Consider the following 24451-nt stretch of genomic DNA (forward strand, 5'->3'; position numbering starts at 1 on the left):
TACAAGAATTGGGTGGGCGTGGGCGAGCCGGCCAAGCTGACGATCGACGGCGTCTACCGTTGATACGGACGTGACGTGATGCGGGGGCAGCCCCCGCATCACGCCTTCCTGCATCCTCTCCGGGGCGGCCATGTTCAACTACAACTTCCGCTGGAACCAGGCGCTAGGCTCGTTGCCCCAGATGCTGGAGGGCGCGCTGGTCACCATGGAGATCGCGATCCTGTCGATGGCGATCGGCATCGGCGTCGCCATCCTGCTGACCCTGTTCCGGCTGTCCGGCAACCGCATCCTGTCCGCCATCGCGACCACCTGGGTCGAGATCGCGCGCAACACGCCGGCCCTGTTCCAGATCTACATGGTGCATTTCGGGCTGGGCGGCTTCGGCGTCCATCTCTCGCCCTACCTGTCGCTGCTGATCGGCATCGCCTTCAACAATGCGGGCTACCTGACCGAGAACTTCCGCGGCGCGCTGAAGGCCATCCCCGAGACCCAGACCCGCGCCGCCCGCTCGCTGGGGATGACCCCGGTCCAGGCCTTCCAGAACGTGATCATGCCGCAGATGCTGCGGATTTCCTTCCTGCCGATGACGAACCAGATGGTCTGGGCGATCCTGATGACCTCGCTCGGGGCGGTGGTTGCGATGAACACCGACCTTTACGGCGTGACCAGCGACCTGAACGCGCGCAGCTTCCGCACCTTCGAGCTTTTCGCCATCGCCGCGGTGATCTTCTATGTGATCACCAAGGTCATCACCATCTCGGCCCGGCTGCTTGCGGCCCGGCTTTTCCGCTACTGAGGGGGCAATGATGTTCGACACCGCCCTCACGACGAACGACCTGATCTTCCTGGCCAAGGGCGCCGGGATGACGCTGATCGTCACCGGCATCTCGGTCTTTTTCGGCACGATCCTGGGGATCGTCTTCGGCGTCTTCCGCTATCAGGTCGGCCCCTGGTGGGCCGCGCCGCTGACCTTCGTGCTGGACATCTTCCGGTCGATCCCGCTGCTGATCCAGCTGGTGCTGGCCAATGCCTTCGTCACCACGATCATCGGCTGGCGCATCTCGGGCTTTGCCATCGCCTGCGGGGTGCTGTCGCTTTATACCGCCGCCTATTGCGCCGAGATCGTCCGCGGCGGGATCGAATCGGTGCCGCAGACCCTGCGCCGGGCCGCGCGGTCGCTGGGCATGACCTGGGGCCAGGACATGACCTCGATCGTGCTGCCGCTGGCCACCCGGGTCGCCCTGCCCTCGTGGATCGGGCTCGCGCTTGGCGTGATGAAGGATTCCGCGCTGGTCTTCATCGTGCAGGTGGTCGAGCTTCTGAAATCCACCCAGATCCTGATCACCCGCCTGCAGGAACCCCTGTTCCTCTTGATGATCTGCGGCCTGTTCTACTTCCTCATCTCCTTCCCGATTGCCCGGTTCGGCGGCTATCTGGAGAAACGGTGGTCCAATGATTGAAATCGAAAACGTCCACAAGTCGTTCGGCAACCTGAAGGTCCTCAAGGGGATCAACCTGACCGTGGCCAAGGGCGAGGTGCTGACCGTGATCGGCGGCTCGGGCTCGGGCAAGTCGACGCTTCTGACCTGCATCAACGGGCTGGAGCCGATCGATTCCGGCCGCATCCTGGTGGACGGGATCGAGGTCCACGCCAAGTCCACCGACCTCAACAAGCTGCGCCAGAAGATCGGGATCGTCTTCCAGCAATGGAACGCCTTCCCGCATCTGACCGTGCTGGAAAACGTGATGCTGGCCCAGGTCAAGGTGCTGAAGCGGTCGAAGGCCGAGGCCGAGGCCGAGGCGGCGAAACAGCTGAACCATGTCGGGCTTGGCGACAAGCTCAAGGTCTATCCCTCGCGCCTGTCGGGCGGCCAGCAGCAGCGCATGGCGATTGCCCGCGCCCTGGCGATGTCGCCCGACTACATGCTCTTCGACGAGGTGACCTCGGCGCTGGACCCGCAGCTGGTGGGCGAGGTGCTGGACACGCTGCGGATGCTGGCCTCCGAAGGCATGACGATGATCTGCGTCACGCACGAGATGAAGTTCGCGCGCGAGGTCTCGGATCGCGTCGCCTTCTTCCGTCAGGGCGTCATGGCCGAGATCGCCGCGCCCGAGCAGCTGTTCGATGCGCCGAAAGACCCCGAATTGCAGAAGTTCCTCGCCGCCACGCATTAGGCCGATCATGTCCCCCACCCCCGAAGTGATCGTCGTCGGCGCCGGCGTCGTCGGCCTGTCTGCCGCCCTCGCCCTGCAGATGCGCGGCCTTTCGGTCATGGTGCTTGACCGCGAGGGCCCGGCCGCAGGCGCATCGGCCGGGAATGCCGGGGCGCTGGCCTTCTCCGACATCCTGCCGCTCGCCTCGCCCGGGATCCTGCGCAAGGCGCCGAAATGGCTGCTGGACCCGCTTGGCCCGCTCAGCGTGCCGCCGGCCTATGCCTTGCGGATCGCGCCCTGGATGCTGCGCTTCTGGCGGGCCTGTTCGCCGGCGCAGGTCCGGCGCTCGACCGTGGCGCAGACCGCGCTGATGGACCTGTCGCGCGCCGAACTGGAACCCTTCCTCGCCGCGACCGGCACCCTGCCGATGCTGCGCAAGGAGGGCAACCTCCAGGTCTACGAATCCGAGGCCGAGTTCCGCGCCGCCCTGCCCGGCTGGCAGGTGCGCCTGGACCACGGGATCGAGGTCCGCCACCTGGACCGGGCCGAGATGGACGCGCTGCAACCCGGCCTCGCGCCCCGCTTCCTGCGCGGCACCTTCACGCCGGGCTGGCAGTCGGTCACCGAGCCGAAGGAGTTCACCCTGGCCCTGGCCGACCGCTTCCGGGCGAACGGCGGCCAGATCGTCCGGGCCGAGGTCCTGGCCCTCACCCCCGCCGGCGAGGGCGTGACGCTTGCCCTTTCCGGCGGCGAAACCCGCACCGCCGGGCATGTGGTCCTGGCCGCGGGCGCCCATTCGCACCACCTCGCGCGCGGCCTTGGCGACCGCATCCCGCTGGAGACGGAACGCGGCTACAACACGACGCTGCCCCCCGATGCCTTCGACCTGCGCACCCAGGTCACATTCGGCGGGCATGGCTTTGTCGTCACCCGCCTGGCCAGCGGCATCCGCGTCGGCGGCGCGGTGGAGCTGGGCGGGCTGAAGCTGCCGCCGAACTTCGCCCGGGCCGAGGCGATGCTGAAGAAGGCGCAGAGCTTCCTCCCCGGCCTCAAGCCCGCCGGCGGCAGGCAGTGGATGGGTTTCCGCCCCTCGCTGCCCGACACGCTGCCCGCCATCGGCCCGGCCCGCGCCACGCCCCGCGTCACCTATGCCTTCGGCCACGGCCACCTTGGCCTGACCCAGGCCACCGCGACCGCCCGCCTGGTCGCCGACCTTGTTACCGGCGCACCCCCCGCCATCGACCTGACCCCCTTCTCGCCGCAACGCTTCTGAGGCCCCCATGGCTACGCATACCTTCTCCTGCATCGACGGTCACACCTGCGGCAATCCCGTCCGCCTGGTCTCGGGCGGCGGCCCCCGGCTGGAGGGCGCGACCATGCTGGAGCGCCGCGCCCATTTCCTGCGCGAATTCGACTGGATCCGCACCGGCCTGATGTTCGAGCCGCGCGGGCATGACATGATGTCCGGCTCGATCCTCTACCCGCCCACGCGCCCCGATTGCGACGTGGCGGTCCTGTTCATCGAGACCTCGGGCTGCCTGCCGATGTGCGGCCATGGCACCATCGGCACCATCACCATGGGGATCGAGAACGGCCTGATCACCCCGCGCACCCCCGGCCGCCTGTCGATCGACGCGCCGGCCGGCAAGGTGGACATCGAATACCGCCAGGAAGGCCGCTTCGTCGAGGAGGTGCGCCTGACCAACGTCCCCGCCTTCCTCTATGCCGAGGGCCTGACCGCCGAGGTCGAGGGCCTGGGCGAGATCGTGGTCGACGTGGCCTATGGCGGCAATTTCTACGCCATCGTCGAGCCGCAGAAGAATTTCCGCGACATGGCCGACCACACGGCGGGAGAGCTGATCGGCTGGTCGCCGAAACTCCGCGCGGCGCTGAACGCGAAATACGACTTCACCCATCCCGAACATGCCGCGATCACCGGGCTCAGCCATATCCTCTGGACCGGCAAGCCCACGGTCGAGGGCGCCCATGCCCGCAACGCGGTGTTCTACGGCGACAAGGCCATCGACCGCAGCCCCTGCGGCACCGGCACCTCGGCCCGGATGGCGCAGCTTGCCGCCAAGGGCAGGCTGAAGGTGGGCGACGACTTCCACCACGAATCCATCATCGGCTCGATCTTCAAGGGCCGGGTCGAGGCGGCGGCCTCGGTCGCGGGCCGCGACGCGATCATCCCTTCGGTGGCAGGATGGGCGCGGATGACCGGCTACAACACGATCTTCATCGACGACCGCGACCCCTTCGCGCACGGTTTCGTCGTCAAATGACCCTTTCGGCCCGCTTCATCCTCTCCGGCCGGGCCGAGGGCGAGATCCTCGCCACCACCGAACCGCTCAGCTTCTGGGGCGGGGTCGATCCGGCGACGGGCCAGGTCATCGACGTGCATCACCCGCTCGCCGGGCAAAGCATGGCCGGCCGCATCCTGGTGATGCCCGGCACCCGCGGCTCCTGCACCGGCTCGGGCGTGCTTCTCGACATGGCGCTGAACGGCAAGGCCCCGGCGGCGCTGGTCTTCAGCGAGCCCGAGGATGTGGTGACCCTCGGCGCGCTGATCGCCGCCGGGATGTTCGGCAGGCCCCTGCCCGTCCTGCGCCTGTCGCCCGGGGCCCATGCCCGGCTGGCCATGGCGAAAACCGCCCGCATCACCGAGACCGGGCTTGCGGCCGACGGCCTGACCCTTGCCATCGACCCGCCGGCCACCGGGGCGCTGACCCTGACCGACCATGACCGCGCCATGCTGGACGGCGCCGAAGGCGAGGCGACGGCGCAGGCGATGCGCATCCTTTGCGCCATGGCGGTGAACCAGGGCGCGACGCGGCTGATCGACGTGAGCCAGGGCCATATCGACGGCTGCATCTACGCCAGCCCCGCCAACCTGACCTTCGCCGAGAAGATGGCGGACATGGGCGCCCGCGTCCGGATCCCGACCACGATGAACGCGATCTCGGTCGATCGCGCGAACTGGCGCGTGCAGGGCGTGCCGCCCGGTTTCGGCGGCCCGGCGCAGCGCCTGGCCGATGCCTATGTCCGCATGGGCTGCCAGCCGACCTTCACCTGCTCACCCTATCTGCTCGACACCGCCCCTGCCGAGGGCGAGGCCATCGCCTGGTCGGAATCCAACGCGGTGATCTATGCCAACAGCGTCCTCGGGGCGCGCACCGCCAAGCACCCGGATTTCCTGGACCTTTGCAGCGCGATGACCGGCCGGGCGCCGCTGTCCGGCGTCTATCTGGACGAGAACCGGCAGGCCAGGCGGATCCTCGACATCGACCTGCCGGATGGGGCCGACGATGCCGTCTGGCCCCTGATCGGCTGGCTGGCCGGCAAGGCCGCGCCCGACCGCATCCCGCTTCTGCGCGGGCTGGCGGCGGCGCGGCCCTCGCCGGAAAACCTCAAGGCGCTCTGCGCCGCCTTCGGCACCACTTCCGCCGCGCCGATGCTGCATGTCGAGGGCGTGACGCCCGAGGCGCAGCGCATCGCCCCGGATGCCGATCATGCCCGCATCACCCGCGCCGACATGGCCGCGGGCTGGCGCACCCTGAACGACGGGCCCGAGGAGGTGGAACTGATCGCGATCGGCAGCCCGCATGCCTCGATCCTGGAATGCCGCGCGCTGGCCGATGCGCTGTCCGGACGACATGTCGCGGTCGCCACCATCGTCACGGCCGGCCGCGCGGTGATGCAGCAGGCAGAGGCCGAGGGCACCCTTGCCCGGCTGACCGGGGCAGGCGTGCAGGTGCTGCCCGATCTCTGCTGGTGTTCGATCTCGGAGCCCGTCTTTCCCCCCGGCACCCGCGCCCTGATGACCAATTCCGGCAAATACGCGCATTACGGCCCCGGCCTCTCGGGCCGCGCCGTCCGGTTCGGGGGCCTTGCCGCCTGCGCCGAGGCGGCCCTGACCGGCCATGCGCCCCGGATACTGCCGGACTGGCTGGCGGCGGATCGGACTTCCTGATCCACTGCCAAGCAACATCCGATTATGGCGCGCGGCGGAAGCCGCCTAGGGTCGGACGATCCCGTGTGAAAGCGTCCAGCCCATGTCCCTGCCTGCCCCGTTCCCGGTCGCCTGTGGCCCGCTTCTGCCGCAAGTGGTCTCCGGGGCATTGCCCCAAGGGCATCCACTGCGGGGGGCGGTCCTCCTTCTGGGGAATTTCGACGGCTTCCACCTTGGGCACCAGGCGCTTTTGCGCGCGGCGCGGCGCCGGGCCGGGGGGCGGCCCGTGGCCGTCATGTCCTGCGAACCGCATCCCCGCAGCTTTTTCGGCAGCGAGACCCGGCCCTTCCGCCTGACGACCGCGGGGCTCAAGCCGCTCCTGCTGGGGCCCTATGGCATCGACTACATCTTCGCCCCCCGCTTCGACCGCGACTTCGCCAGCCTCTCGCCGCAGGAGTTCGTGGACCGGGTGCTGGTCGCGGGGCTTGGCGTCCATGCGGTCCATGCCGGGCCGGATTTCCGCTTCGGGCACCGCCGCTCGGGCGACATGGCCCTGCTCTGCGCCCTTGGCCGCGACCATGGCTTTGCCGTGGGCAGCCTGGCGCAGGTGACGCTGGCCGGCGCGCGCGCCTCGTCTACCGCGATCCGCGACCATATCCGCGCGGGCGACATCCAGGCGGCCAACCGGCTTCTCGGCGCGCCCTGGCTGGTCGAGACCACCGCCGACGGCGCCGGCCTGCACCCCGACCTCTGCCGCCCGCCTCCCGGCCGCTATCTTGCCCGGCAGGAGGGGATGGCTCCGGTTCGCGTCCTCATCGGCGCGGCGGGAGAGTTCCACCTGCCGGGACGGAAGATCCCGGGCCCGGCGCCCTGGCACCTGCTCGCAAAAGGCTGATCGCAGATGAACAAGACCCTGACCGCCCCGCTGCGCAGCGAGACCGACATGCTGGGCGCGGTGACCCTTCCCGCCAACCTGCCCTATGGCATCCACACCTTCCGCGCGGTCCGGAACTTTCCGATCTCGGGCGTGGTTCTGGGCGACTTCCCCGACCTGGTCCGCGCCCTGGCGATGGTCAAGCTTGCGGCGGCGCGGGCGAACCGCGATCTCGGCGCCCTTCCCCCCGACCGCCACGCCGCCATCGAGGCGGCCTGCGCCCGGCTTCTGGCCGGGGCGCATCTCGACGCCTTCGTGGTGGACATGATCCAGGGCGGGGCCGGAACCTCGACCAACATGAACGCGAACGAGGTCATCGCCAACCTCGGCCTTGACGCGATGGGCCAGCCGCGCGGCCAGTATGCCGCGCTGCATCCGCTGAACGACGTCAACCGCTCGCAGTCCACCAACGACGTCTATCCGACCGCGCTGCGCCTTGCGCTGAGCTTCGCCTCGGCCCCGCTGCTGGCGGCCACCACCGCCCTTGCCGCCGCGCTGCGCGGGCGGGCGCAGGCCTTCGCGGGCGTGATCAAGCTTGGCCGCACCCAGTTGCAGGACGCGGTGCCGATGTCGCTCGGGGCCGAGTTCGCGGGCTTTGCCGCCGGGCTGGAACAGGACCGGCTGGCCCTCCGGCAGGCGGTGGCCGACCTCGCCACGGTCAACCTCGGCGGCACCGCGATCGGGACCGGGCTGAACGCACCCCCCGGCTATCGCGCGGCCGCTTTGGCGCATCTGGCGGAAATCTCCGGCCTGCCGGTCCGGGGGGCCGCCGACCTGATCGACGCCTCCTCGGACATGGGCGCCCTGGTCGGCCTGTCGGCCGCGCTGCGGCGGCTGGCGATCCGGCTCTCGAAGATCGGCAACGACCTGCGGCTTCTGGCCAGCGGCCCCCGCGCCGGGCTGGGCGAGATCGAGCTGCCGCCGGTGCAGGCCGGCTCCTCGATCATGCCGGGCAAGGTCAATCCGGTGATCCCCGAGGTCGTCAGCCAGATCGCCTATCGCGTGATCGGCCATGACGTGACCGTGACCATGGCGGCCGAGGCCGGGCAACTCCAGCTGAACGCGATGGAGCCGGTGATCGCACACAGCCTGCTGGATGGGCTGAAGCTCATGACGGCCGGCATCACGACCCTCACCACGCGCTGCGTGACCGGCATCACCGCCCGGCCCGACCGCTGCCGGGCGCATCTGGACGCCTCGACCGCCATGTGCACCCCGCTGGCCCCGGTGATCGGCTACGACCGCGCCGCCGCGCTGGCCGCCGAGGTGCTGGCCGGCGGGCCGCCGCTGGCCGAACGGGTGGCCGGGGCCGGGCTTCTGTCCGCCGCCGAATTCGCCCGCCTTGAACGAACCGCCTGCGGCCTTGACCACGGAGACCGGCCATGACCCCCCTGCAGCACTTGCCCGCCACGGGCTATGTCACCCTGCCCTGGAAGAACGGCCTCGGCACCACCGACGAGATCTGCCTGAGGCCCGAGACCGCCGACCGCGACGCATTCGATCTGCGCGTCAGCCGCGCCACCATCGCCGCCGAGGCGCCCTTCTCGGCCTTTCCGGGGGTGGAGCGGATCATCACCGTGATCGAAGGCGCGGGCCTGCGGCTGGACTTCGCCAACCATTCCAGGCTGCTGGCGCCGGGCGAACCCTGCCGCTTCGACTCTGGCCTGACGCCGGTCGGCATCCCGCTTGGCGGCGGGATCCGGGTGCTGAACGTGATGGTCGCCAGGTCGGTCTGGCAGTTGGGCGAGGCGCGGATGCAGGACGCCGCCGGGCCGATCCATCCCGACCCCGGCGGCTTTGCGGTGATCCATGCGCTTGGCGGCTGGACCCTTGCCAGCGCCGCCGCGACGCTGAGGCTGAAACCGGGCGACACCGCCATCGCCGCGGGCGAGGTGCTGGCCACCCCCGGCCCCGGCGCGCGCGCGCTGGTGGTCCCGGTCGCGCCCGCCTGACCCTCAGCCCTGCGGCATCTCCGGCCCGAACACCCGGCGGCACAGCGCGGCGAACCGCTCGGCCGCCGGGGAAAGCTCCGCCCCCCTGGCATGGGCCAGCACGATGCGCGAGGTCGCATTGCCGCCGATCAGCGGCCGCGTCACCAGCTTCATCCCGTCATAGGTCATGTCGGCCGCCGGCTTCGTCGACAGAAGCGCATAGCCCAGCCCATGCCCGACCATGCCCCGCACCATCTCGAACGAGGAGGAGCGGTAGGCCACCAGCGGCTCTACCCGCGCCGCGCGCAAGAGGCCCAGGAAATATTCCGCGCTCGGCGGCGCATCCAGAAGCACCATCGGCTCCTCGGCCAGGTCCTCGGGCATCACCTCGAACTGCCGCGCAAGCCGGTGATTGTCGGGCAAAAGCACATAGGGCTCCAGCTCGGCCAGCGGCAGACGCTCGAACTCCGGCTCGATGTCGATGTCATACAGCAGCGCGACCTCGCATTCCCCCGAGGCGAGGCTCTCCCGCAGCCGCCGCTGGTCGCCCTCGATCAGGCGCAGGGGCGTGGTCTCCATCTGCCGGATCAGCCGGGGCATCACATAGGGCGCGAAGGTGTGGAAACAGCCCACCGTCAGCCCCGCCCCGGCCCGCGCCCGCCCCACGGCAAGGTTGCTCGCCCCCTCGATCCGCATCGAGGCGCCATAGGCCCGGTTGGCATAGATCAGGGGAGAGCCGCCGCGCGTCACATGCAGGTCATGCACCTCGCACAGGAAGATGTGGTGCGTGCCGACCCGTTCGGCCGACAGAAGCCGGCAGTCGAAGGCGACCAGCGGATCGACGATCCGCGGCGCGCCGGACGGCATGGCGGTCCATTCGGCGCAGTCGAACTTGTCGCCCACCTCGTCCTTGAAGCGGCCGGCGAACGTGTCCGAGATATAGGACTGGTCGTCGCGCAGCACGTTGACGCAGAGAACCCCGTTCTCGACGATCTTCGACGCCGCCGGGCTCAGGTGGTGGACGCAGACCAGCAGCGTCGGCCGCGCGCTGTCGGCCGAGACCGAGGCCATGGCCGAGACCGTCACCCCCGCCCGCCCGGCGGGCCCGTCGGTCGTGACGATGTTCACCGTGCAGGCGGCGTGGCTCATGCCTTCCAGGAACTTGCTGCGGATGGCCTGGTCGGGCTGCATGTCCAAGATAGCGACTCCTTCACGCCGGGGCTTCCGTCGCCCCCTCCGGCCCATGTTTCCAACAGGGACCGCCTTGGCGAAAGAACGCTTTTCCGCTGCCTTGGACCGGAAAAAGCTATGCGGTCCCCCCGGCGGGAACCATGCCCGGCAACCCGCCCTCGCGGATCAGCTCGCGGCAGAAGATCTCGAACTCCTCGGCCACGCGCGACCGGCGCAGCTCCTTCAGATAGGCCAGGCCCACCTTCATCGGCGGGCAGTCCTCCAGCAGTTCGACATAGGCCAGCGGCAGGCCGTTCTCGGCCGCCATGTTCTTCGGCCGCACCGTCATCAGCGAATAGCCGATCCCCGCCGCCACATAGGACCGCAGCGCCGAGGGCGCGCTGGTCTCGGCCGCGATCCGGGGGGCGCAGCCCGCGCGGTCGAACAGCGACAGGAAATACTGCCGGGTCAGCGGCAGGTCCAGAAGGACGAAGGGCTCGGCCTCCAGATCCGCCAGCTTCAGGCTGGGCCGGGCGGCCAGCGGATGGTCCGCCGCCAGCAGGACATAGGTCGGCAGTTCGGCCAGCGGCACGAATTCCATCTCGGCGGTCATGCTGATCTCATAGGTCAGCGCCAGGTCGATCCGGGCCGTGCGCAACCCCTCCAGCAGCTCGGCCTCGCTGCCCTCGGTCACATGCATCCGCACATCGGGATGGCGCGCGACGAAGCCGCGCCACAACTCGGGCATGATCAGCGGCGCGAAGGTGCGGAACGAGCCCACGTTGATCGGCCCCGCCACCGCGCCCATGGCCGAGCTTGCGACCTCATACAGGCTGTAGGAACTGCGCAGCGCCTCCTTGGCGGCGACCATCAGCCGCTGGCCCGCCGGGGTCAGCGACAGGCCCTGCGCATGGTGACGCACGAAAAGCTGGACGCCGAATTCCGTTTCCAGATGCGAGATCGCGGCCGAGATCGAGGGCTGCGAGATGTTCACCTGCTCCGAGGCGCGGGTGACGCTGCCGGTCTCGCCGGCCGCGACGAAATAGCTCAGTTGGCGAAGGGTAAAGCGCATGCCGTCTCCTGACCGGGGCGGGGCCCCGGCCCCATGTTGCACGAGGTTAGGGAGGCGCGCGACCGCCGTCAGGCCTGCCCTGCGACCAGTTCGCGGTAATTCGCGGCGTTCGGGCAGAAATCCGCGGGATCCGCCCCGCCGTCCTCATACAGCACATGGCCGCAGATCCGCCGCGCGCCGCAGCGGTCACATTCCCGCGCCATGTCCAGCACCCGGTAGCGGTCCACCCCGGCAAAGGCCTCGGCGGCGCCCAGCTTCTCGGCCATCCGGCCCATCCGCTCGGGCACGTCCGCCTTCATCCGCGAGGCCGCGGCCAGGTCCCCCGCCGTGCTGCCGAAATCCGCGGCCCCGTCCGCGGGCAGGGCGGCAAGCCCGCGCTCGATCCGCATCCGGTCGATGATCCGCCGCAGAAGACGTCCGAACCCGTTCATCGCATGGCTCCCTTGCTGTTGTGGCCCGAGCATGCGCCCTTTCGGCCCGCCGGGAAAATCGCAAGATCAGAGCTTCGGCCTCGGCTTTCCCGATCCCCCGGCCCGATCCCCCGGCCGGAACGCCCGGCCGGGGGCAGGCTCACATGTCGCCCGGCACGCCGTAGCTTGGTGCCTGCGACGGGTTCAGCGCGCGCGAGACATAGGCCTCCATCTCGCCCTTCCACCGCTCCCACAGCCGGGTGATCTCGCCGATCGGGTCCGCATCGGCCCAGTCCACCCGCAGGTCGGCGATCGGCCAGGCTTCCGTGCGGACCAGCAGCATCCCCACGGAATGCACCGGCCCTTCCTCGCCCCCGGCCTCCTCGGCCGCGCGCATCGCGGCCAGCAGCCGGTCGCCCAGCCCCTGCCCCGCGCCGGCGGCAAAGGCCGCGACCATGGCCTCCGGCACGGCGCGGCTGGACAAGAGGTTCCCCGCCGCCGCGACGCCCGGTCCGGTCACCACGCGATGCGTGCCCAGCGTGTTCGCCCCCGAGAACGAGGCCGTCCGCCCCTGCGCATCGACCAGCGCCAGCTGGCGATATTCCAGATGCGGCGCGTCGCGCTTCAGCGCCTCCAGCGCCGCTTCGGCCGACAGGCCCGATTCCATCAGGTCCAGGCCCTTCGGCCCCAGGCGCGGGTCGGTGATGTTCTGCGTCGCCACCACGCCCACCCCGGCCCTGGCATGGGCGCAGCGCGCCGCGACGCAGGGGGACGAAGAGGAGACGGCGATGCCCAGCATCCCCGTCCGCTCGCATCTTGCCGAAATCGAGAAGGTCATCGCTTGCCCCCGTCAGGCGGCATCGGGGATGACGGCGGTCACCTCGATCTCGACCACCCATTCCGGCCGCGCCAGCGCCGGGACGACAAGGCCGGTCGAGCAGGGATGCACCCCCTTCATCCACTTGCCCATCTCCTGATAGACCGCCTCGCGATAGCGGATGTCGGTCAGGTAGACGACGATGCGGCAGATGTGGTCCATGCAGCTGCCCGCTTCCTCCAGCAGCATCTTGATGTTCTGCATGGTCTTTTCGGTCTGCCGGCCGGCATCGCCGACATGCAGGCATTCGCGCGTGTCCAGGTCCTGGCTGACCTGGCCGCGCAGAAACACCATCGTGCCGCGGGCGACGACGCCCTGGCTCAGGTCGTTGTCCAGCTTCTGCTCGGGATAGGTCTTCTTGGTGTTGAAGGGGCGAAGGCGTTTGTGAATCATCGTTCCGTTTCCATTGGCGGGCGGCGCCACCCATCGGGCGCCGCCGGTTTCGGTCACTCGGCGGCGGTGCGCCGGGCGTGGGTGCTGATGTCGGTCGAGAACCAGCTGGACACCGCGCTGTCGCCGGGGGACAGGGTCTTGCCGCCCATCACCCGGTCCGACAGGCCCGCCGCCTCCTTGACGAAAGCCAGCGGCCCGTCCCAGCCGAAGTTGCGGTAGACCGCCGCCAGATGCGCAAAGGGCGGCGACTGGGCGAACAGCTGGAAGGTCAGCCGGTGCCCGGCATAGTCCGAGTTCAGCATGTCGCGGGCGAAGGCCAGCAGCTTGCGGCGATCCTCGGCCTGCCATTCGTCGTTGATGGTATAATACTTGTCCAGCCAGGGCTTGGTCTCGGGGTTCTCGAAGGACCCGACATCCGGCGTCACGCAGATCTGCCCGCCGCACAGCTCGCGCGCGATATGCATCATCTCGTGCAGCTGCGAACAGGCCAGCACCCGCCCGGTATACAGCAGCGACTGGTTCGGCATCATCAGCCCGGCCGGGGACCGCTCTCCCAGCGCGATGGCGGCGGTGAGATGGGCGTTGATCCCCTCGCGGTAGACGGCGAGCTGCGCCAGCTTCTCCTGCACCGCCTGCTGCTTGTCCAGGCCGGTCTGCCGCGCGTTGAACAGCGCCGCGCCGATCATCATGTCGGCCAGCTTGAGGTTCCGCTGCACGAAGGCGAAGGCGGAATAGCGGTGCAGCGTGGCGCGGATGAAGGTCGCCGCCTTGGTGTGGCGGTAGAACAGCACGTTCTCCCAGGGGATCAGCACGTCGTCGAAGATGACGATGGTATCGACCTCGTCGAACTTGTTGGCCAGGGGATAGTCGCGCGCATCGGCCCGGCCGGCGAATCCGGTGCGGCAGATGAAGCGCAGGTTCGGGCTGCCCAGGTCGCAGATGAAGCCCACGGCATAGTCGGACAGCGCGTTGTTGCCCCAGTTGGCGATGGTCGGCTTGGTGAAGGCCTGGTTGGCATAGGCCGCCGCCGTCTCGTATTTCGCGCCGCGCACCACGATGCCCGCGTCGGTCTCCTTGACCACATGCAGCAGCATGTCGGGGTCCTGGTCCTGCGGCGCCTTGGAACGGTCGCCCTTCGGGTCGGTGTTGGCCGAGACGTGGAACGGATCCTCGCGCAGGACGCGGGTGATATGCGCCTTGATGTTCTTGGAGAACTGCGGATCCACTTCGTTCAGCACGTCCTGGCCGTCATACAGCGACCACATCTCGCCCACGGTCTCGTCGCCGACGCGGGTGACGACGCCGCCCACCTCGTTCAGCATGTGGTCGGTGGCGCGGCGCTTGGCCCACCAGTCGTCCTGGCTGTATGGCAGGGCCGAGCCGAGCGCGTTGCGCTCGCCGTCCTCGACCACGGTCATCAGCTCCTGATGCGCGGCCTCGTGCTGCATGTCGAAGATGCGGGCGCGGATATCGACCAGGGGCTTGAACTGCGGATGGGTGGTCACGTCCTCCACCCGCTCGCCATTCACCCAGATGCGCCGGCCATCCCGGATCGAGTCCCTGTACTGTTGACCTGTTCTGATCATCGCTGATCCCTCATTCGTTTCGGATGTTCGGTTCTGCCGTCAGGCCCGTGGCCCGGGGTCCCCTGCTGGTAGCAAGTCGCGGCGGGCCGGGGAAAATATGCGTTTCCGTGGCCCTGCCGCAGGAAATCCGATGCCGGGGTCGCGCCCCGGCACCGGCGGGCGCGTCACTCGGTGCGGGTCACCCAGGCGCCGCCCTTGACTTCCTTGATCTCGATCTCGACCGGGATCTGGGTCTGGCCGTTGGCGTCGAAGGTGGTCACGCCCAGGGCGCCGTCATGGCTGATGCCCCGGATCGCCGCCGCCAGCGCCGCCTTGTCCTCGATCCCCGTCGCGGCGATCGACTCCAGCAGGATGTTGGTCGCGTCATAGGCATATTTCGTATAGGGGCTGCTTTCCTCGGCAAAGCCGCGCGCGGCATAGTCCGCCATCAACTGGTCCTGCTTCGGGTTCGACTGCGCCGCCGGATAGCTGACCATCGTGCCCTCGGCCGCGTCGCCCGCCAGCGCGATGAACTCGGGATCGTAGAAGCCCGAGATCCCGATCATCGGGATGTCCAGCCCGACCTCGGCCATCTGCTTGCGCAGGATCCCCGCCTCGGCGATCACGCCGCCGAAATACAGCGCCTCGGCCCCGCCGTCGCGCAGCTTGGTCAGCGCGGTGCGGAAGTCGATGGTGCCGACCGGGAACAGGTCCTCGGACACGATCTCGCCGCCCGCCTCGGTGAAGAAGCCGCGGAAGGCCTCGGTATTGGCGACGCCATAATCCGAGGTATCGGCGACGATCGCGATCTTCTTCGCGCCAAGGCCGGTGGCCGCCCATTCCGCCAGGGGCTTGTTCTCGGTGACGAGGGTGGGCGTGACGCGGGTGATCTCGGGCAGGTTCTGCTCGGTGATCTTCGGGCTGATCGCGCCCCAGACGATCATCGGCATCTGGAAGCGGTTGAACACCGGCATCGTCGCCAGCGCCACCGGGCTGTTCCAGTGGCCCGTCGCCGCGATCACCTCGGGATCGTTGACCAGCTTCAGCGCCGCCGCGACGCCGGTCTGCGGGTCCGAGGCGTCGTCCAGCACCACCGGCTCGACCTTGTAGGGATAGTCGCTTGCATTCGCCTGCTCGATCGCCAGCAGGAATCCGTTCTGCGCGCCCAGGCCCTGCGCCGCGTTCCCGCCCGAGATCGGGCCGATGAACCCCAGCTTGATCAGGGGCTTGTCCTGTGCCATCGCCGGCATGGCCGCCATCGCCCCGGCCAGCATGAGACCGGCCAGCACCGAACGGCGCCGCGTTTTCAGTTCGTTCATTCCATCACTCCCTTTGAGTCTTCTCTTGCGGTCCGCCGGCGGGTGCCGGGCCCAGAAGGAAGCTGTTGGAAGCGCGCTGCGACAGAAAGTCGCAATTTCCGATATCATGCATCGGAAAACCCTAGCCAAGGTCGGGGGCTTTCCCTTTGCACCGGACACGATCGCCCGACTATTCCGGTCGCAACGCACCGCGCCACCGAAATTCAGGGAGGAGTCCGATGGACGCACTGGTCGCGCAGCACCTGCTCAACTGGCTGGTGCTCGGGAGTATCTATACCCTTGTCGCCCTTGGTTTCAGTCTTCTGTTCGGCGTCCTGGACGTCATCCACTTCTCGCATGGCGACGTGTCGATGGCCGCGCCCTTCGTGGCGCTGGCGGTGATCCAGGCGGTGACCGCCAGCCTGGTGCCCGACGGCGGGGCCGCGACGCTGATCCTGGCGATCCTCGCCGCCACGCTGGTCGTCGGCCTGTTCGGCGTGCTGGTCGACTGGCTGGTGATCCGCCGCTTCCGCGCCGCCCCCGCGATGATGGCGCTGGTGGCGACCGTGGCCCTGGGCACCGTGGTGCGCGAGCTGATCCGCACGCTTTATCCGCAAGGCTCCAACCCCAAGCCCTTCCCCGCGCTGACGACCGAGGTCGTCCGCCTGGGCGAGGTGGCGATCCCGGTCTTCAGCCTGATCGTGATCTTCGTCTCGGTGGCCACGGTCGCGGCGCTGTTCTGGCTTCTGAACCGCACGCCCGTCGGCCTGCGGATCCGCGCCGTGGCCGAGGACCGCGCCGTGGCGCGCCTGATGGCGATCCGCCCCGACCGGATCTTCGCCATCACCTTCTTCATCGCCTCGGCCATCGGCGCGGTCGGCGCGGTGTTCTTCGCCAGCCATGCCGGCGTGGTCCGCTTCGACTTTGGCGTGCAGCTTGGCCTGATCGGCTTTTCCGCCGCCGTCATCGGCGGGCTCGGCTCGATGCAGGGCGCGATCCTCGGCAGCCTGCTGATCGCCGGGGTGGATACCACGGTGCAGATGACGATCCCGGACGGGGCCTCCTACCGGCTGGTGTTCATCTTCGCGCTGGTGATCCTCGTCCTCGTGCTGAAACCCAGCGGCGTCCTGGGCAAACCCGTGTTCGAGAAGGTGTGACCATGGCCAACCACGAGCTTTCGCTAGCCCAGCCGCGCCCGGCCCCCGGACCTGACCTTGCCATCGTCGCCGGGGTCCAGCTGGGCGGCGCCGCGCTGCTCGGCGCCTTCCTCCTGGGCGAGAAGACCGCCGTCGTCGTGGCCCTCCTCGCCGTCATGGGCGCGATCTTCGCTCTGCTGCAACTGCGCCCCGGCCTGGAAGAGCGCATCGTCGCGGCCTTCCGCGCCCAACGCCGCCCTGCCCTGGCCATCGGCGTCGCGATCGTGCTGGCCTATCCCTTCTTCATGCAGGGCTCCAGCTACGCCCTGCACCTGCTGGTCATCGCGCTGCTGTATTCCGTCCTGGCGCTGGCGCTGAACTTCCAGCTTGGCAGCGCCAACATCCCGAACTTCGCCACCGGGGCCTCCTACGGGATCGGCGCCTATACCTCGGCGCTGCTGGCGCTGAACTTCGGGGTGTCCTTCTGGCTGACGCTGCCGGTCGCCGCCGTGGTCGCCACGATCTTCGGCTTTCTCCTCGGCTTTCCCTCGATGCGCACGCGGGAAAGCTATCTCGCCCTTGTCACCATCGCCTTCGGCATCGTCGTCCACCAGCTTTTGAACAACTTCAGCTGGACCGGGGGCCCGAACGGCCTTGTCGGCATTCCCGCACCCACGATCTTCGGCCATTCCTTCGCCCAGCCGATCGAGGTTCTCGGCTTCCGCCTGCCCAGCCAGGCCAATTTCTACTACCTCTCCGCCGCATTGGTCGCGCTCTCGATCCTTTCGGCCAAAAGGCTGCACGACAGCCGGGTGGGCCTTGCCTGGAACGCATTGCGCGCCGATCCGCTGGCCGCGCGCTGCCAGGGGATCGACGTGGTCTGGTACAAGATGCTGGCCTTCGGCGTCGACGCCTTCCTCGCCGCCTTCGCCGGGACGATCTACGCCTTCTATGTCAGCTACATCTCGCCCGACAACTTCACCTTCCTGGTCTCGGTCACGATCATGACCATGGTGATCGTCGGCGGCATGGACAACACGCTTGGCGTGATCCTCGGGGCCTTCCTCCTGACCCTCCTGCCGGAAAAGCTGCGCATCTTCGCGGATTACCGGCTGCTGTTCGTCGGCGTCATCGTGATCCTGTTCCTCATCCTGCGGCCCCAGGGCCTGTTCCCGCAGCGTCCGCGCCAATACGGAGGCCCGCAATGACCCGCCCCACCCTTCAGGTCACCAACCTGTCGATCCGCTTCGGCGGGCTGGTCGCGGTGGCCGATGTCGACCTGACGCTGAACCCGTCCGAGGTGCTGTGCATCATCGGGCCGAACGGGGCCGGGAAATCCACCCTCTTCAACCTGATCTCGGGCATCTACCGGCCCAGCTCCGGCACGGTGGAACTCGACGGCCGCGACATCACCGGCTGGCCCGCGCACAGGATCGCCGCGGCCGGGATCGCGCGCACCTTCCAGTCCAGCCGCCTGTTCAACGACCTGACGCTGGTCGACAATGTGGTGATCGGGATGCACACGCGCACCCGCTCCGGCGTGCTTGACGCGCTGCTGCGCCCCCGCAAGGCCAAGGCGGAACTCACCGAGGCCGCCGAACGCGCCTCCGAGCTGATCCGCTCGATCTCGCCGCATCTCTACGCCCGCCGCCACATGCTTGCCGGCGCCCTGCCCCAGGCCGATCGCCGCCGGCTGGAGATCGCCCGCGCGCTTGCCTCGGAACCCAGGGTCATCATGCTGGACGAACCCTCCTCGGGCATGGACGACCGCGATACCGACGCGCTGATGGCCGATGTGCGCCGGGTGATGGCGGAACGGCCGGGCCTGTCGTTCCTAATCATCGAACACGACATGCGCCTCGTCGCCGCCTTGCCCGACCGGGTGGCCGTCATCGACTACGGCCGCAAGATCGCCGACGGCCAGTTCGCCGAGGTGCGGCTGATGCCGCGCGTGCAGGAGGCCTACCTTGGTCAGAAGGCAGCACAACATGCTTGAGATGGAACGGGTCAACACCAGCTACGGCACCGTGCCCATGCTGCGCGAGGTCTCGCTGCGCGTCGGCGAGGGCGAGATGGTCTGCCTTCTCGGCCCGAACGGCGCGGGGAAAAGCACGACCTTCAACGCGATCTGCGGCCTTCTGCGCGCCGAAAGCGGGCAGGTCCGCATCGCCGGGCGCGATATCCGCGACTGCGGCACCGAGGCCCTGGCCAGCCTTGGCGTCGGCTTCGTCCCCGAGGGGCGCCGCCTCTTTCCCACCCTCACCGTGCGCGAGAACCTGCGCCTCGCCTTCGACGCCGCCCGCGCCCCCGCGCTGGATTTCGCGGCGCAGATCGAGAAGATGGCGCAGCTCTTTCCCCGCATCCGCGAGCGTCTGGACCAGCGTTCCGGCACCATGTCGGGCGGCGAGCAGGCCATGGTGGCCCTGGCCCGCGCCCTGATCGGCGAGCCGCGGCTGGTGGTGATGGACGAACCCTCGCTCGGCCTCTCGCCCAAGCTGATCGACGAGTATTTCCAGATCGTCGCCCGCATCCGCGACCAGGGCAAGGCCGTCCTTCTGATCGAGCAGAACGCCGAGACCGCGCTGTCCATCGCCGAGCGGGGCTATCTCCTCGTCCGCGGCCGGATCGCGCTGGAAGGGGCCAGCGCCGACCTTCTGCGCGACGACACGATCCGGCACATGTATCTCTAGCCCCGAGGGCGGCGGACACGCGCCGCCCGCAGCACAGAAATCGCTTGCCCGGATGAACGGCGGCCTGGTCTCCGCCCGTATCGCGCCCCCTGCCCTTCCGCCTCTCCGGGGGCCGCCTGCGCCCGCCGGCCGCCCGGCTCAGGCCAGAAGCCGCACGTCGCGCAGGCTGGGGTCGATCTGGCGCAGCGCCCGCAGAAGGCGCTCCTTCAGGTTGGTGGCGACATAGGTCGCGTGGAACCGCGTCGGCGCTGCCAGCGTCAGGCAATTGGCCTCCAGCCCGGCGCTGGTCAGGGCGTGGAACCAGGCGCCGTAGATCGCCGCATCCTCCTGGTGCAGCCGGGCCTGCGCCGCCGCCCAGACCGAGCCGTCCGCCACCGGCGACGGCGCCGCGCGCAGCGGCACCACGTTCGAGGTCCCCTGCCCCGCCGGCGCCGTCCCGGCCGGGTCCAGCCGCGCGACGAAGTCCTCGCCGATCAGCGGCCAGGCCGGCCGCGTGTCCTCCAGCATCCGGTTCAGGTCCATGCCATAGACGCTTACCCGCCCCCGCGCCCCCTGCCGCTTCAGCACCAGCCAGCCCTGCGCCCGGAGCCGCGCCATCTCGCGCTTGACCGTGCGGTCGTCCACCGACCACAGCCGCGCGATCTCGGCCTGGCCCATGGTCAGCTCGTCGCGCTGCCAGTTGTAGCGCGTCGTGATCAGCGCCATGATCCGCAGGACCTGCCGCTGCACATGCTTGTCCTGCGACAGGGCAAAGGCCATGAGCGCCGACAGGATGTCGTATTTCCGCGATGCGGCCTCGCGCCCGACCGGCCGGGGAAGCTGCATGACCGTCTCCTGTCCCTCGCCAGGACTTCCCTCGGGTCCCGGCCTGCCTCGTCATCCTGCCCGTGATCGGGTTCTCAAGCGGTTAACGCAACGCTCTTTGGCGCATGATCGCCATTTGCGTCCGCATTTCCGATTCTGTCAAGCACTCTGGCGCGGCGGGCCGGTTCGACCCGAAACCATTTCGAAGAAAATGGGTATCATTGGTATTGCAGGACACCTTGGCTGTCCCCCAATTGCCGGGAAATGTCCCCCAATATGCGGTAGGCCCTCCCCGGCTGTCCCCCATTTTATGCCCCGTCCCGCCCGCGACCCCCTGCCCGCCTCTCCCGGCCGATTCGCGGCGGAACCCTGGCCCGCGGCCCGGAATCTTCCCCGCGGGGAAGGTTCCGCCCGATGATAACTTCGCTTTTGCATTTCTGGCAAATCCGGCGTATTTCGGAAAGCGGCAGGAATTTACGTTTCCAAGAGGCGGCATGTACACGCACGAAGATCTCTCGCGCCTGCAGGCGCAGTCGCTGAAGATGCAAAGCTGGATCCGCCAGCAGACCTTCAGCCCCGAAAACCGCAAGACGCTGCGCCGGTTCTCCTCGTGGGAGGTGGCCGAGCTGATCTTCCGCATCAACCAGTCCACCTTCCGCGGCCGCCTCGTGGCCGAGCCCGACCTTCCCGGCGGGGAAGTGGAGCCCGACGGCCGCCAGCGCTGGTTCAGCCTGGACGAGATCAACGAGCTGCGCCGCAAGATGAAGATCAACCGCAAGACCCTGATGCCCCCCCGCCCCCAGGGCAAGCGCGCCTTCCGCGCGGCGGTCGCCAACTTCAAGGGCGGCGCCGGCAAGTCGACCGTCGCCCTTCACTTCGCCCATGCCGCCGCGCTGGACGGCTATCGGGTGCTTCTCGTCGACTTCGACCCCCAGGCCACCCTCTCGCATTCCATGGGCCTTACCGACGTGGCCGAGGACTATACCGTCTGGGGCATCATGGCCCGCGACCTCATCCGCGAGACCGACCGGATGAACGCCGCCGCCACCGGGGCCGCCAGCGGCACCGCCCTGCCCCGCCGCCAGATCCCCGGCTCGATCCGCGACCTTGGCCTGGGCGAGCTGCGCCATGGCGACTTCATCAAGCCGACCGCCTGGTCCACCATCGACATCGTGCCCTCCTGCGCCAATGCCGCCTTCGTCGAGTTCGCCAGCGCCCAGTACCGCCACCTGAACCCCGAATGGTCCTTCTTCGCCGCCGTCTCGCGCTATCTCGACGGCCTCGGCGACGACGACTACGACCTCATCCTCTTCGACTGCCCGCCGGCCATCGGCTACCAGTCGATGAACGCGGTCTTCGCGGCGGACATGCTCTATATCCCCTCCGGCCCCGGCTATTGGGAATACGATTCCACCACCAGCTTCATCGGCCAGCTCGCCGAGGCGCTGGAGGATCTCTCCGGTTTCGGCCCGACCTTCCCCGCGGGGAAGGTTGCGCTGCCCAAGGCCTTTGCCGACATCCGCTTCCTGATGACGCGCTACGAGCCGGGCAACGACCTGCACCGCGCGATGTTCGAAGCCTTCCGCAAGGTCTTTGGCCCACATGTCGCCGAAAGCCCGATCGAGATGACCCGCGCCGTCGAACAGTCCGGCCGCTTCCTCTCCTCGGTCTACGAGATCGACTACCGCGAGATGACGCGCGAGACCTGGCGCCGGGCACGCGCCAGCTTCGACCGCGCCTATGAGGAATTCCGGGGCAGCGTGCTTGCCGCCTGGGATCGGATCTGAAGGGGGCCGCCATGTCCAGGAAGCGCCGCATGTTCGACATCGACCTGCCCGAGGGGCCGGTGCCCGAAACCTTCCCCGCGGGGAAGGTTTCCGATCCTCCGGCACGGCGTGGCCCGATGGCCGCCGCGATTGCCGAGACCGCCGGTGCCACCCGCGAACGGCAGGAGGTCGAGGCGCGGATCCGGGCCGAGAACGACAGCCTCGCGCATGAACATGTCCGGCTGAAGCGCCTTGGCCTGGTGCTGGATCTGGTGCCGCTGGACCGGATCGACATGTACAAGCTGGTCCGCGACCGCAAGCCCGGCCCCGACGACCAGCTGGCCGAGCTGAAGGCCTCGATCGCCGACCTGGGCCTGTCGAACCCGATCCGGCTCGAGGCCCGCGCCGATGGCCGGTTCGAGCTGATCCAGGGCTACCGCCGCCTTGCCGCCTTTGGCGAGCTTCTGGCCGAGACCGGCGACGCCGAGACCTGGGGCCGGATCCCCGCCGCCGTCAGCCAGCCGGGCGAGGATCTCGACGCGCTCTACCGCAAGATGGTGGACGAGAACCTGGTGCGGAAGGATATCTCCTTTGCCGAGATGGCGCTCCTGGCGCTCGACTATGCCCGCGACCCCGGCACAAGGGTCAGCGACCCCGAGAAGGCGGTGGCGCTTTTGTTCAAGTCGGCCGGCTATCAGAAACGCAGCTATATCCGCGCCTTCATCGCGGTGATGGAGCGGCTGGGTGGCGCGCTGCTTTACCCGCAGGAGATCCCGCGCGCGCTGGGTCTGGCGCTTGCGCGGCGGCTGGAGGAGGTGCCGGGCCTGGTGCAGATGATCCAGTCCGAGCTGAAGGGCTGGGACAACCGCGCCATCGTGGACGAGCTTGCCGTCCTGCGCCGCTTTGCCGGCGAGACGGCCGAGGAGGCCGGGGCAGGGGAGGCGTCCGCCCCCCCTCCGCCCGCCCGCCCCGGCAAGCCCGCAAGGGCCAGGACGAGCTTTCAGTTCGACCGGGCCGAAGGGCGCGGCAAATGCGTGGCGGCCGTGGGCAAGCTGGAAATCCAGCTGGACCGCGACTTCACCACCATCGACCGGCGCCGCCTGGAACTGGCGGTGCGGCTGATGCTGGACCAGCTGGACGGCTAGGACCTTCCCCGCGAGGAAGGTGTCCAGTCGCCCGGCAGGGCAGGGTCAAAGCCCGGCCGCCTTGGTCAGGTTGATGCGGAACCTGTCGCGGCGGCGCTGATAGCGGCGGGTCATCTCGGCGCTGGCATGGCCGAGCTGCTTCTGGACATGGCGTTCGTCAACCTCGGCGCTGCTGGCAAGGCCGGCGCGCAGGGAATGGCCGGAGAACAGGCGCAGCCGCTCCGCCTCGGGCAGGTCGGGGCGCAGGCCCGCCTCGCGGGCGCAGGTCTTGATCAGACGGGCGACATGCTTGTCGGACAGGCGGTCGGCGGTGGCCCTGAGGCCGTTGCGCGAGACGGCGGTGAAGATCGGGCCGAAGTCGATCCTGGCATAGTGCAGCCATTGGCTCAGGGCGTGAACCGGGCAGGTCGCGTCGGAGGAGCCGCGGGCGATCTCTACCTCCCGCCAGCCGGTCTTGCCGCGCAGGGTGATCAGGGCGCCATCCGGCAGGATCTCGACCCAGCCGCCACTGTCGGGGGTGTCGTCGCGGCCCAGGTCGAGGCCGACGATTTCGGACCGGCGCAGGCCACCGGCAAAGCCGACCAGCAGGAGTGCCCGGTCGCGCAGGCCGCGCAGGTCGTGGGGCAGGGTGGCCAGCATGTCGCGCAGGTCTTCCGGCAGGATCGCCTCTTTCTGCAGCGGCGGCCGGGCGTGCTTGCGCCGGATCCCGGCCAGCACGGAGGCGATGTGGCGGTCCTTGCGGTCGAGCCTTTCGCCGCGCTGTGCATAGGACCAGACGAGGCCGGAGAGCCGCCTTTCGATAGAGGCGACCAGGAGGGCGGGGGCCTTGCCCCCCTGAGGTGCGGCGAGATCGGCGATGTAGAGGCCGATCACCTGGGACGACGGCGGCAGCGGATCGGCCCCGCGCAGCCGGCACCAGCGCGCGAAGGCCGCCCAGTCCCTGGCATAGGCTTTGAGCGTGTTCTCGGAGAGGGCGGCACGGGCGTAGCTCCGCGCGGTTTCGACAAGCCGATCCAGCGCGCCAGAGCCGGCGATGCGGGCGGGCAGGGCGAGGGGATCGTCCTCGGGCGCAACCCCTTCGTCCCGGTCATGGGGATTGGCCGCATCCGGCCGGTCTGGGGGCGGTTTCAGGGGCGTTTCGGGCATGTGGTCGAGCT

At 69.0% G+C, this 24451-nt stretch carries 24 protein-coding genes; 15 read left to right on the forward strand and 9 right to left on the reverse strand.

Annotated features, from left to right (window positions below; translation table 11 throughout):
- Nucleotides 1-130: 130 nt before the first annotated feature.
- The 9 genes from ACE3UA_RS08615 to ACE3UA_RS08655 all read left to right on the forward strand — a co-directional run bounded on the left by ACE3UA_RS08615 (nucleotide 131) and on the right by ACE3UA_RS08655 (nucleotide 8989).
- On the forward strand, nucleotides 131-796 hold the full coding sequence (locus tag ACE3UA_RS08615; RefSeq protein ID WP_374644101.1) for an amino acid ABC transporter permease: 666 nt from the start codon (nucleotides 131-133) through the stop codon (nucleotides 794-796).
- 10 nt (nucleotides 797-806) lie between these two features.
- Entirely contained in the window at nucleotides 807-1460 is a 654-nt protein-coding gene (locus tag ACE3UA_RS08620) for an amino acid ABC transporter permease (protein ID WP_374644103.1), read from the forward strand.
- Complete coding sequence (locus ACE3UA_RS08625) at nucleotides 1453-2175, forward strand: amino acid ABC transporter ATP-binding protein (RefSeq protein WP_374644105.1); 723 nt, start codon at nucleotides 1453-1455, stop codon at nucleotides 2173-2175. The genes ACE3UA_RS08620 and ACE3UA_RS08625 overlap by 8 nt, the downstream gene beginning before the upstream one ends.
- Before the next feature lie 7 nt (nucleotides 2176-2182).
- Nucleotides 2183-3427: an NAD(P)/FAD-dependent oxidoreductase gene (locus ACE3UA_RS08630; protein ID WP_374644107.1), complete on the forward strand. Its 1245-nt coding sequence runs from the start codon at nucleotides 2183-2185 to the stop codon at nucleotides 3425-3427.
- Between the two features lie 7 nt (nucleotides 3428-3434).
- Complete coding sequence (locus tag ACE3UA_RS08635; protein WP_374644109.1) at nucleotides 3435-4436, forward strand: 4-hydroxyproline epimerase; 1002 nt, start codon at nucleotides 3435-3437, stop codon at nucleotides 4434-4436.
- Nucleotides 4433-6124 carry an aconitase X gene (locus ACE3UA_RS08640; RefSeq protein ID WP_374644111.1) on the forward strand — a complete coding sequence of 564 codons (1692 nt, stop codon included), beginning with the start codon at nucleotides 4433-4435 and terminating at the stop codon, nucleotides 6122-6124. The genes ACE3UA_RS08635 and ACE3UA_RS08640 overlap by 4 nt, the downstream gene beginning before the upstream one ends.
- 82 nt (nucleotides 6125-6206) lie before the next feature.
- A complete protein-coding gene (locus ACE3UA_RS08645; protein ID WP_374644113.1) occupies nucleotides 6207-6998 on the forward strand; it encodes a hypothetical protein in 792 nt (263 codons plus the stop codon).
- Between the two features lie 6 nt (nucleotides 6999-7004).
- Nucleotides 7005-8423, forward strand: coding sequence for an aspartate ammonia-lyase (locus ACE3UA_RS08650; protein ID WP_374644115.1), 1419 nt, complete (start codon nucleotides 7005-7007; stop codon nucleotides 8421-8423).
- A complete protein-coding gene (locus tag ACE3UA_RS08655; RefSeq protein ID WP_374644117.1) occupies nucleotides 8420-8989 on the forward strand; it encodes a HutD family protein in 570 nt (189 codons plus the stop codon). The genes ACE3UA_RS08650 and ACE3UA_RS08655 overlap by 4 nt, the downstream gene beginning before the upstream one ends.
- A gap of 3 nt (nucleotides 8990-8992) precedes the next feature.
- Here ACE3UA_RS08655 and ACE3UA_RS08660 read toward each other — a convergent pair whose 3' ends face one another.
- From ACE3UA_RS08660 to ACE3UA_RS08690, 7 genes are all read right to left on the reverse strand, one after another.
- Complete coding sequence (locus ACE3UA_RS08660; RefSeq protein ID WP_374644409.1) at nucleotides 8993-10159, reverse strand: LysR substrate-binding domain-containing protein; 1167 nt, start codon at nucleotides 10157-10159, stop codon at nucleotides 8993-8995.
- A 115-nt stretch (nucleotides 10160-10274) separates the two neighbouring features.
- Nucleotides 10275-11210 (reverse strand): LysR family transcriptional regulator, encoded by a 936-nt coding sequence (locus ACE3UA_RS08665; protein WP_374644119.1) that lies wholly within the window; start codon nucleotides 11208-11210, stop codon nucleotides 10275-10277.
- A gap of 68 nt (nucleotides 11211-11278) precedes the next feature.
- The gene (locus ACE3UA_RS08670; protein WP_374644121.1) at nucleotides 11279-11641 is read right to left on the reverse strand and encodes a hypothetical protein; all 363 of its coding nucleotides are present in this window, start codon (nucleotides 11639-11641) and stop codon (nucleotides 11279-11281) included.
- Nucleotides 11642-11780: 139 nt separating this feature from the next.
- Nucleotides 11781-12458, reverse strand: a complete 678-nt coding sequence (locus tag ACE3UA_RS08675; protein WP_374644123.1) for a DUF1028 domain-containing protein — start codon at nucleotides 12456-12458, stop codon at nucleotides 11781-11783.
- Nucleotides 12459-12470: 12 nt separating this feature from the next.
- Nucleotides 12471-12890: a RidA family protein gene (locus ACE3UA_RS08680; RefSeq protein ID WP_374644125.1), complete on the reverse strand. Its 420-nt coding sequence runs from the start codon at nucleotides 12888-12890 to the stop codon at nucleotides 12471-12473.
- Between the two features lie 53 nt (nucleotides 12891-12943).
- The gene (locus tag ACE3UA_RS08685) at nucleotides 12944-14476 is read right to left on the reverse strand and encodes a 4-hydroxyphenylacetate 3-hydroxylase family protein (RefSeq protein ID WP_374644127.1); all 1533 of its coding nucleotides are present in this window, start codon (nucleotides 14474-14476) and stop codon (nucleotides 12944-12946) included.
- Nucleotides 14477-14640: 164 nt separating this feature from the next.
- Nucleotides 14641-15774, reverse strand: coding sequence for a branched-chain amino acid ABC transporter substrate-binding protein (locus ACE3UA_RS08690; RefSeq protein WP_374644129.1), 1134 nt, complete (start codon nucleotides 15772-15774; stop codon nucleotides 14641-14643).
- Between the two features lie 218 nt (nucleotides 15775-15992).
- On the opposite strand from ACE3UA_RS08690, the gene ACE3UA_RS08695 reads away from it, so the two are divergent.
- From ACE3UA_RS08695 to ACE3UA_RS08710, 4 genes are read left to right on the forward strand one after another with little or no spacing between them, the layout of a single operon-like run.
- Nucleotides 15993-16910 carry a branched-chain amino acid ABC transporter permease gene (locus ACE3UA_RS08695; protein ID WP_374644131.1) on the forward strand — a complete coding sequence of 306 codons (918 nt, stop codon included), beginning with the start codon at nucleotides 15993-15995 and terminating at the stop codon, nucleotides 16908-16910.
- A 2-nt stretch (nucleotides 16911-16912) separates the two neighbouring features.
- A complete protein-coding gene (locus ACE3UA_RS08700; RefSeq protein ID WP_374644133.1) occupies nucleotides 16913-18097 on the forward strand; it encodes a branched-chain amino acid ABC transporter permease in 1185 nt (394 codons plus the stop codon).
- Complete coding sequence (locus tag ACE3UA_RS08705) at nucleotides 18094-18885, forward strand: ABC transporter ATP-binding protein (RefSeq protein WP_374644135.1); 792 nt, start codon at nucleotides 18094-18096, stop codon at nucleotides 18883-18885. Before ACE3UA_RS08700 ends, ACE3UA_RS08705 begins: the two co-directional genes overlap by 4 nt.
- Nucleotides 18878-19579 (forward strand): ABC transporter ATP-binding protein, encoded by a 702-nt coding sequence (locus ACE3UA_RS08710; protein ID WP_374644137.1) that lies wholly within the window; start codon nucleotides 18878-18880, stop codon nucleotides 19577-19579. Before ACE3UA_RS08705 ends, ACE3UA_RS08710 begins: the two co-directional genes overlap by 8 nt.
- 138 nt (nucleotides 19580-19717) lie before the next feature.
- On the opposite strand, the gene ACE3UA_RS08715 is transcribed toward ACE3UA_RS08710, so the two are convergent.
- The gene (locus tag ACE3UA_RS08715) at nucleotides 19718-20404 is read right to left on the reverse strand and encodes a DnaA N-terminal domain-containing protein (RefSeq protein WP_374644139.1); all 687 of its coding nucleotides are present in this window, start codon (nucleotides 20402-20404) and stop codon (nucleotides 19718-19720) included.
- A 473-nt stretch (nucleotides 20405-20877) separates the two neighbouring features.
- Between ACE3UA_RS08715 and ACE3UA_RS08720 the strand changes: the two genes are divergently transcribed.
- Both ACE3UA_RS08720 and ACE3UA_RS08725 read left to right on the forward strand, forming a co-directional pair.
- Nucleotides 20878-22170, forward strand: a complete 1293-nt coding sequence (locus ACE3UA_RS08720; RefSeq protein WP_374644141.1) for an AAA family ATPase — start codon at nucleotides 20878-20880, stop codon at nucleotides 22168-22170.
- Nucleotides 22171-22181: 11 nt separating this feature from the next.
- Nucleotides 22182-23294, forward strand: coding sequence for a ParB/RepB/Spo0J family partition protein (locus ACE3UA_RS08725; protein ID WP_374644143.1), 1113 nt, complete (start codon nucleotides 22182-22184; stop codon nucleotides 23292-23294).
- 45 nt (nucleotides 23295-23339) lie between these two features.
- Here the strand turns inward: ACE3UA_RS08725 and ACE3UA_RS08730 are convergent, their stop codons facing one another.
- Complete coding sequence (locus ACE3UA_RS08730) at nucleotides 23340-24440, reverse strand: tyrosine-type recombinase/integrase (protein WP_374644145.1); 1101 nt, start codon at nucleotides 24438-24440, stop codon at nucleotides 23340-23342.
- Nucleotides 24441-24451: the final 11 nt, after the last annotated feature.

Source organism: Tabrizicola sp. (genome assembly GCF_041919135.1).
GTDB lineage: Bacteria > Pseudomonadota > Alphaproteobacteria > Rhodobacterales > Rhodobacteraceae > Tabrizicola.

Excerpts from the sequence above, each read along its gene's own strand:
- ACE3UA_RS08635 (WP_374644109.1), top strand. The coding sequence starts at position 3,435 with ATGGCTACGCATACCTTCTCCTGCATCGACGGTCACACCTGCGGCAAT.
- ACE3UA_RS08630 (WP_374644107.1), top strand. The coding sequence starts at position 2,183 with ATGTCCCCCACCCCCGAAGTGATCGTCGTCGGCGCCGGCGTCGTCGGC.
- ACE3UA_RS08730 (WP_374644145.1), bottom strand. The coding sequence starts at position 24,440 with ATGCCCGAAACGCCCCTGAAACCGCCCCCAGACCGGCCGGATGCGGCC.
- ACE3UA_RS08695 (WP_374644131.1), top strand. The coding sequence starts at position 15,993 with ATGGACGCACTGGTCGCGCAGCACCTGCTCAACTGGCTGGTGCTCGGG.
- ACE3UA_RS08705 (WP_374644135.1), top strand. The coding sequence starts at position 18,094 with ATGACCCGCCCCACCCTTCAGGTCACCAACCTGTCGATCCGCTTCGGC.
- ACE3UA_RS08615 (WP_374644101.1), top strand. The coding sequence starts at position 131 with ATGTTCAACTACAACTTCCGCTGGAACCAGGCGCTAGGCTCGTTGCCC.
- ACE3UA_RS08665 (WP_374644119.1), bottom strand. The coding sequence starts at position 11,210 with ATGCGCTTTACCCTTCGCCAACTGAGCTATTTCGTCGCGGCCGGCGAG.
- ACE3UA_RS08640 (WP_374644111.1), top strand. The coding sequence starts at position 4,433 with ATGACCCTTTCGGCCCGCTTCATCCTCTCCGGCCGGGCCGAGGGCGAG.
- ACE3UA_RS08645 (WP_374644113.1), top strand. The coding sequence starts at position 6,207 with ATGTCCCTGCCTGCCCCGTTCCCGGTCGCCTGTGGCCCGCTTCTGCCG.
- ACE3UA_RS08700 (WP_374644133.1), top strand. The coding sequence starts at position 16,913 with ATGGCCAACCACGAGCTTTCGCTAGCCCAGCCGCGCCCGGCCCCCGGA.
- ACE3UA_RS08655 (WP_374644117.1), top strand. The coding sequence starts at position 8,420 with ATGACCCCCCTGCAGCACTTGCCCGCCACGGGCTATGTCACCCTGCCC.
- ACE3UA_RS08715 (WP_374644139.1), bottom strand. The coding sequence starts at position 20,404 with ATGCAGCTTCCCCGGCCGGTCGGGCGCGAGGCCGCATCGCGGAAATAC.
- ACE3UA_RS08625 (WP_374644105.1), top strand. The coding sequence starts at position 1,453 with ATGATTGAAATCGAAAACGTCCACAAGTCGTTCGGCAACCTGAAGGTC.
- ACE3UA_RS08720 (WP_374644141.1), top strand. The coding sequence starts at position 20,878 with ATGTACACGCACGAAGATCTCTCGCGCCTGCAGGCGCAGTCGCTGAAG.
- ACE3UA_RS08660 (WP_374644409.1), bottom strand. The coding sequence starts at position 10,159 with ATGCAGCCCGACCAGGCCATCCGCAGCAAGTTCCTGGAAGGCATGAGC.
- ACE3UA_RS08725 (WP_374644143.1), top strand. The coding sequence starts at position 22,182 with ATGTCCAGGAAGCGCCGCATGTTCGACATCGACCTGCCCGAGGGGCCG.
- ACE3UA_RS08685 (WP_374644127.1), bottom strand. The coding sequence starts at position 14,476 with ATGATCAGAACAGGTCAACAGTACAGGGACTCGATCCGGGATGGCCGG.
- ACE3UA_RS08710 (WP_374644137.1), top strand. The coding sequence starts at position 18,878 with ATGCTTGAGATGGAACGGGTCAACACCAGCTACGGCACCGTGCCCATG.
- ACE3UA_RS08650 (WP_374644115.1), top strand. The coding sequence starts at position 7,005 with ATGAACAAGACCCTGACCGCCCCGCTGCGCAGCGAGACCGACATGCTG.
- ACE3UA_RS08675 (WP_374644123.1), bottom strand. The coding sequence starts at position 12,458 with ATGACCTTCTCGATTTCGGCAAGATGCGAGCGGACGGGGATGCTGGGC.
- ACE3UA_RS08690 (WP_374644129.1), bottom strand. The coding sequence starts at position 15,774 with ATGAACGAACTGAAAACGCGGCGCCGTTCGGTGCTGGCCGGTCTCATG.
- ACE3UA_RS08680 (WP_374644125.1), bottom strand. The coding sequence starts at position 12,890 with ATGATTCACAAACGCCTTCGCCCCTTCAACACCAAGAAGACCTATCCC.
- ACE3UA_RS08670 (WP_374644121.1), bottom strand. The coding sequence starts at position 11,641 with ATGAACGGGTTCGGACGTCTTCTGCGGCGGATCATCGACCGGATGCGG.
- ACE3UA_RS08620 (WP_374644103.1), top strand. The coding sequence starts at position 807 with ATGTTCGACACCGCCCTCACGACGAACGACCTGATCTTCCTGGCCAAG.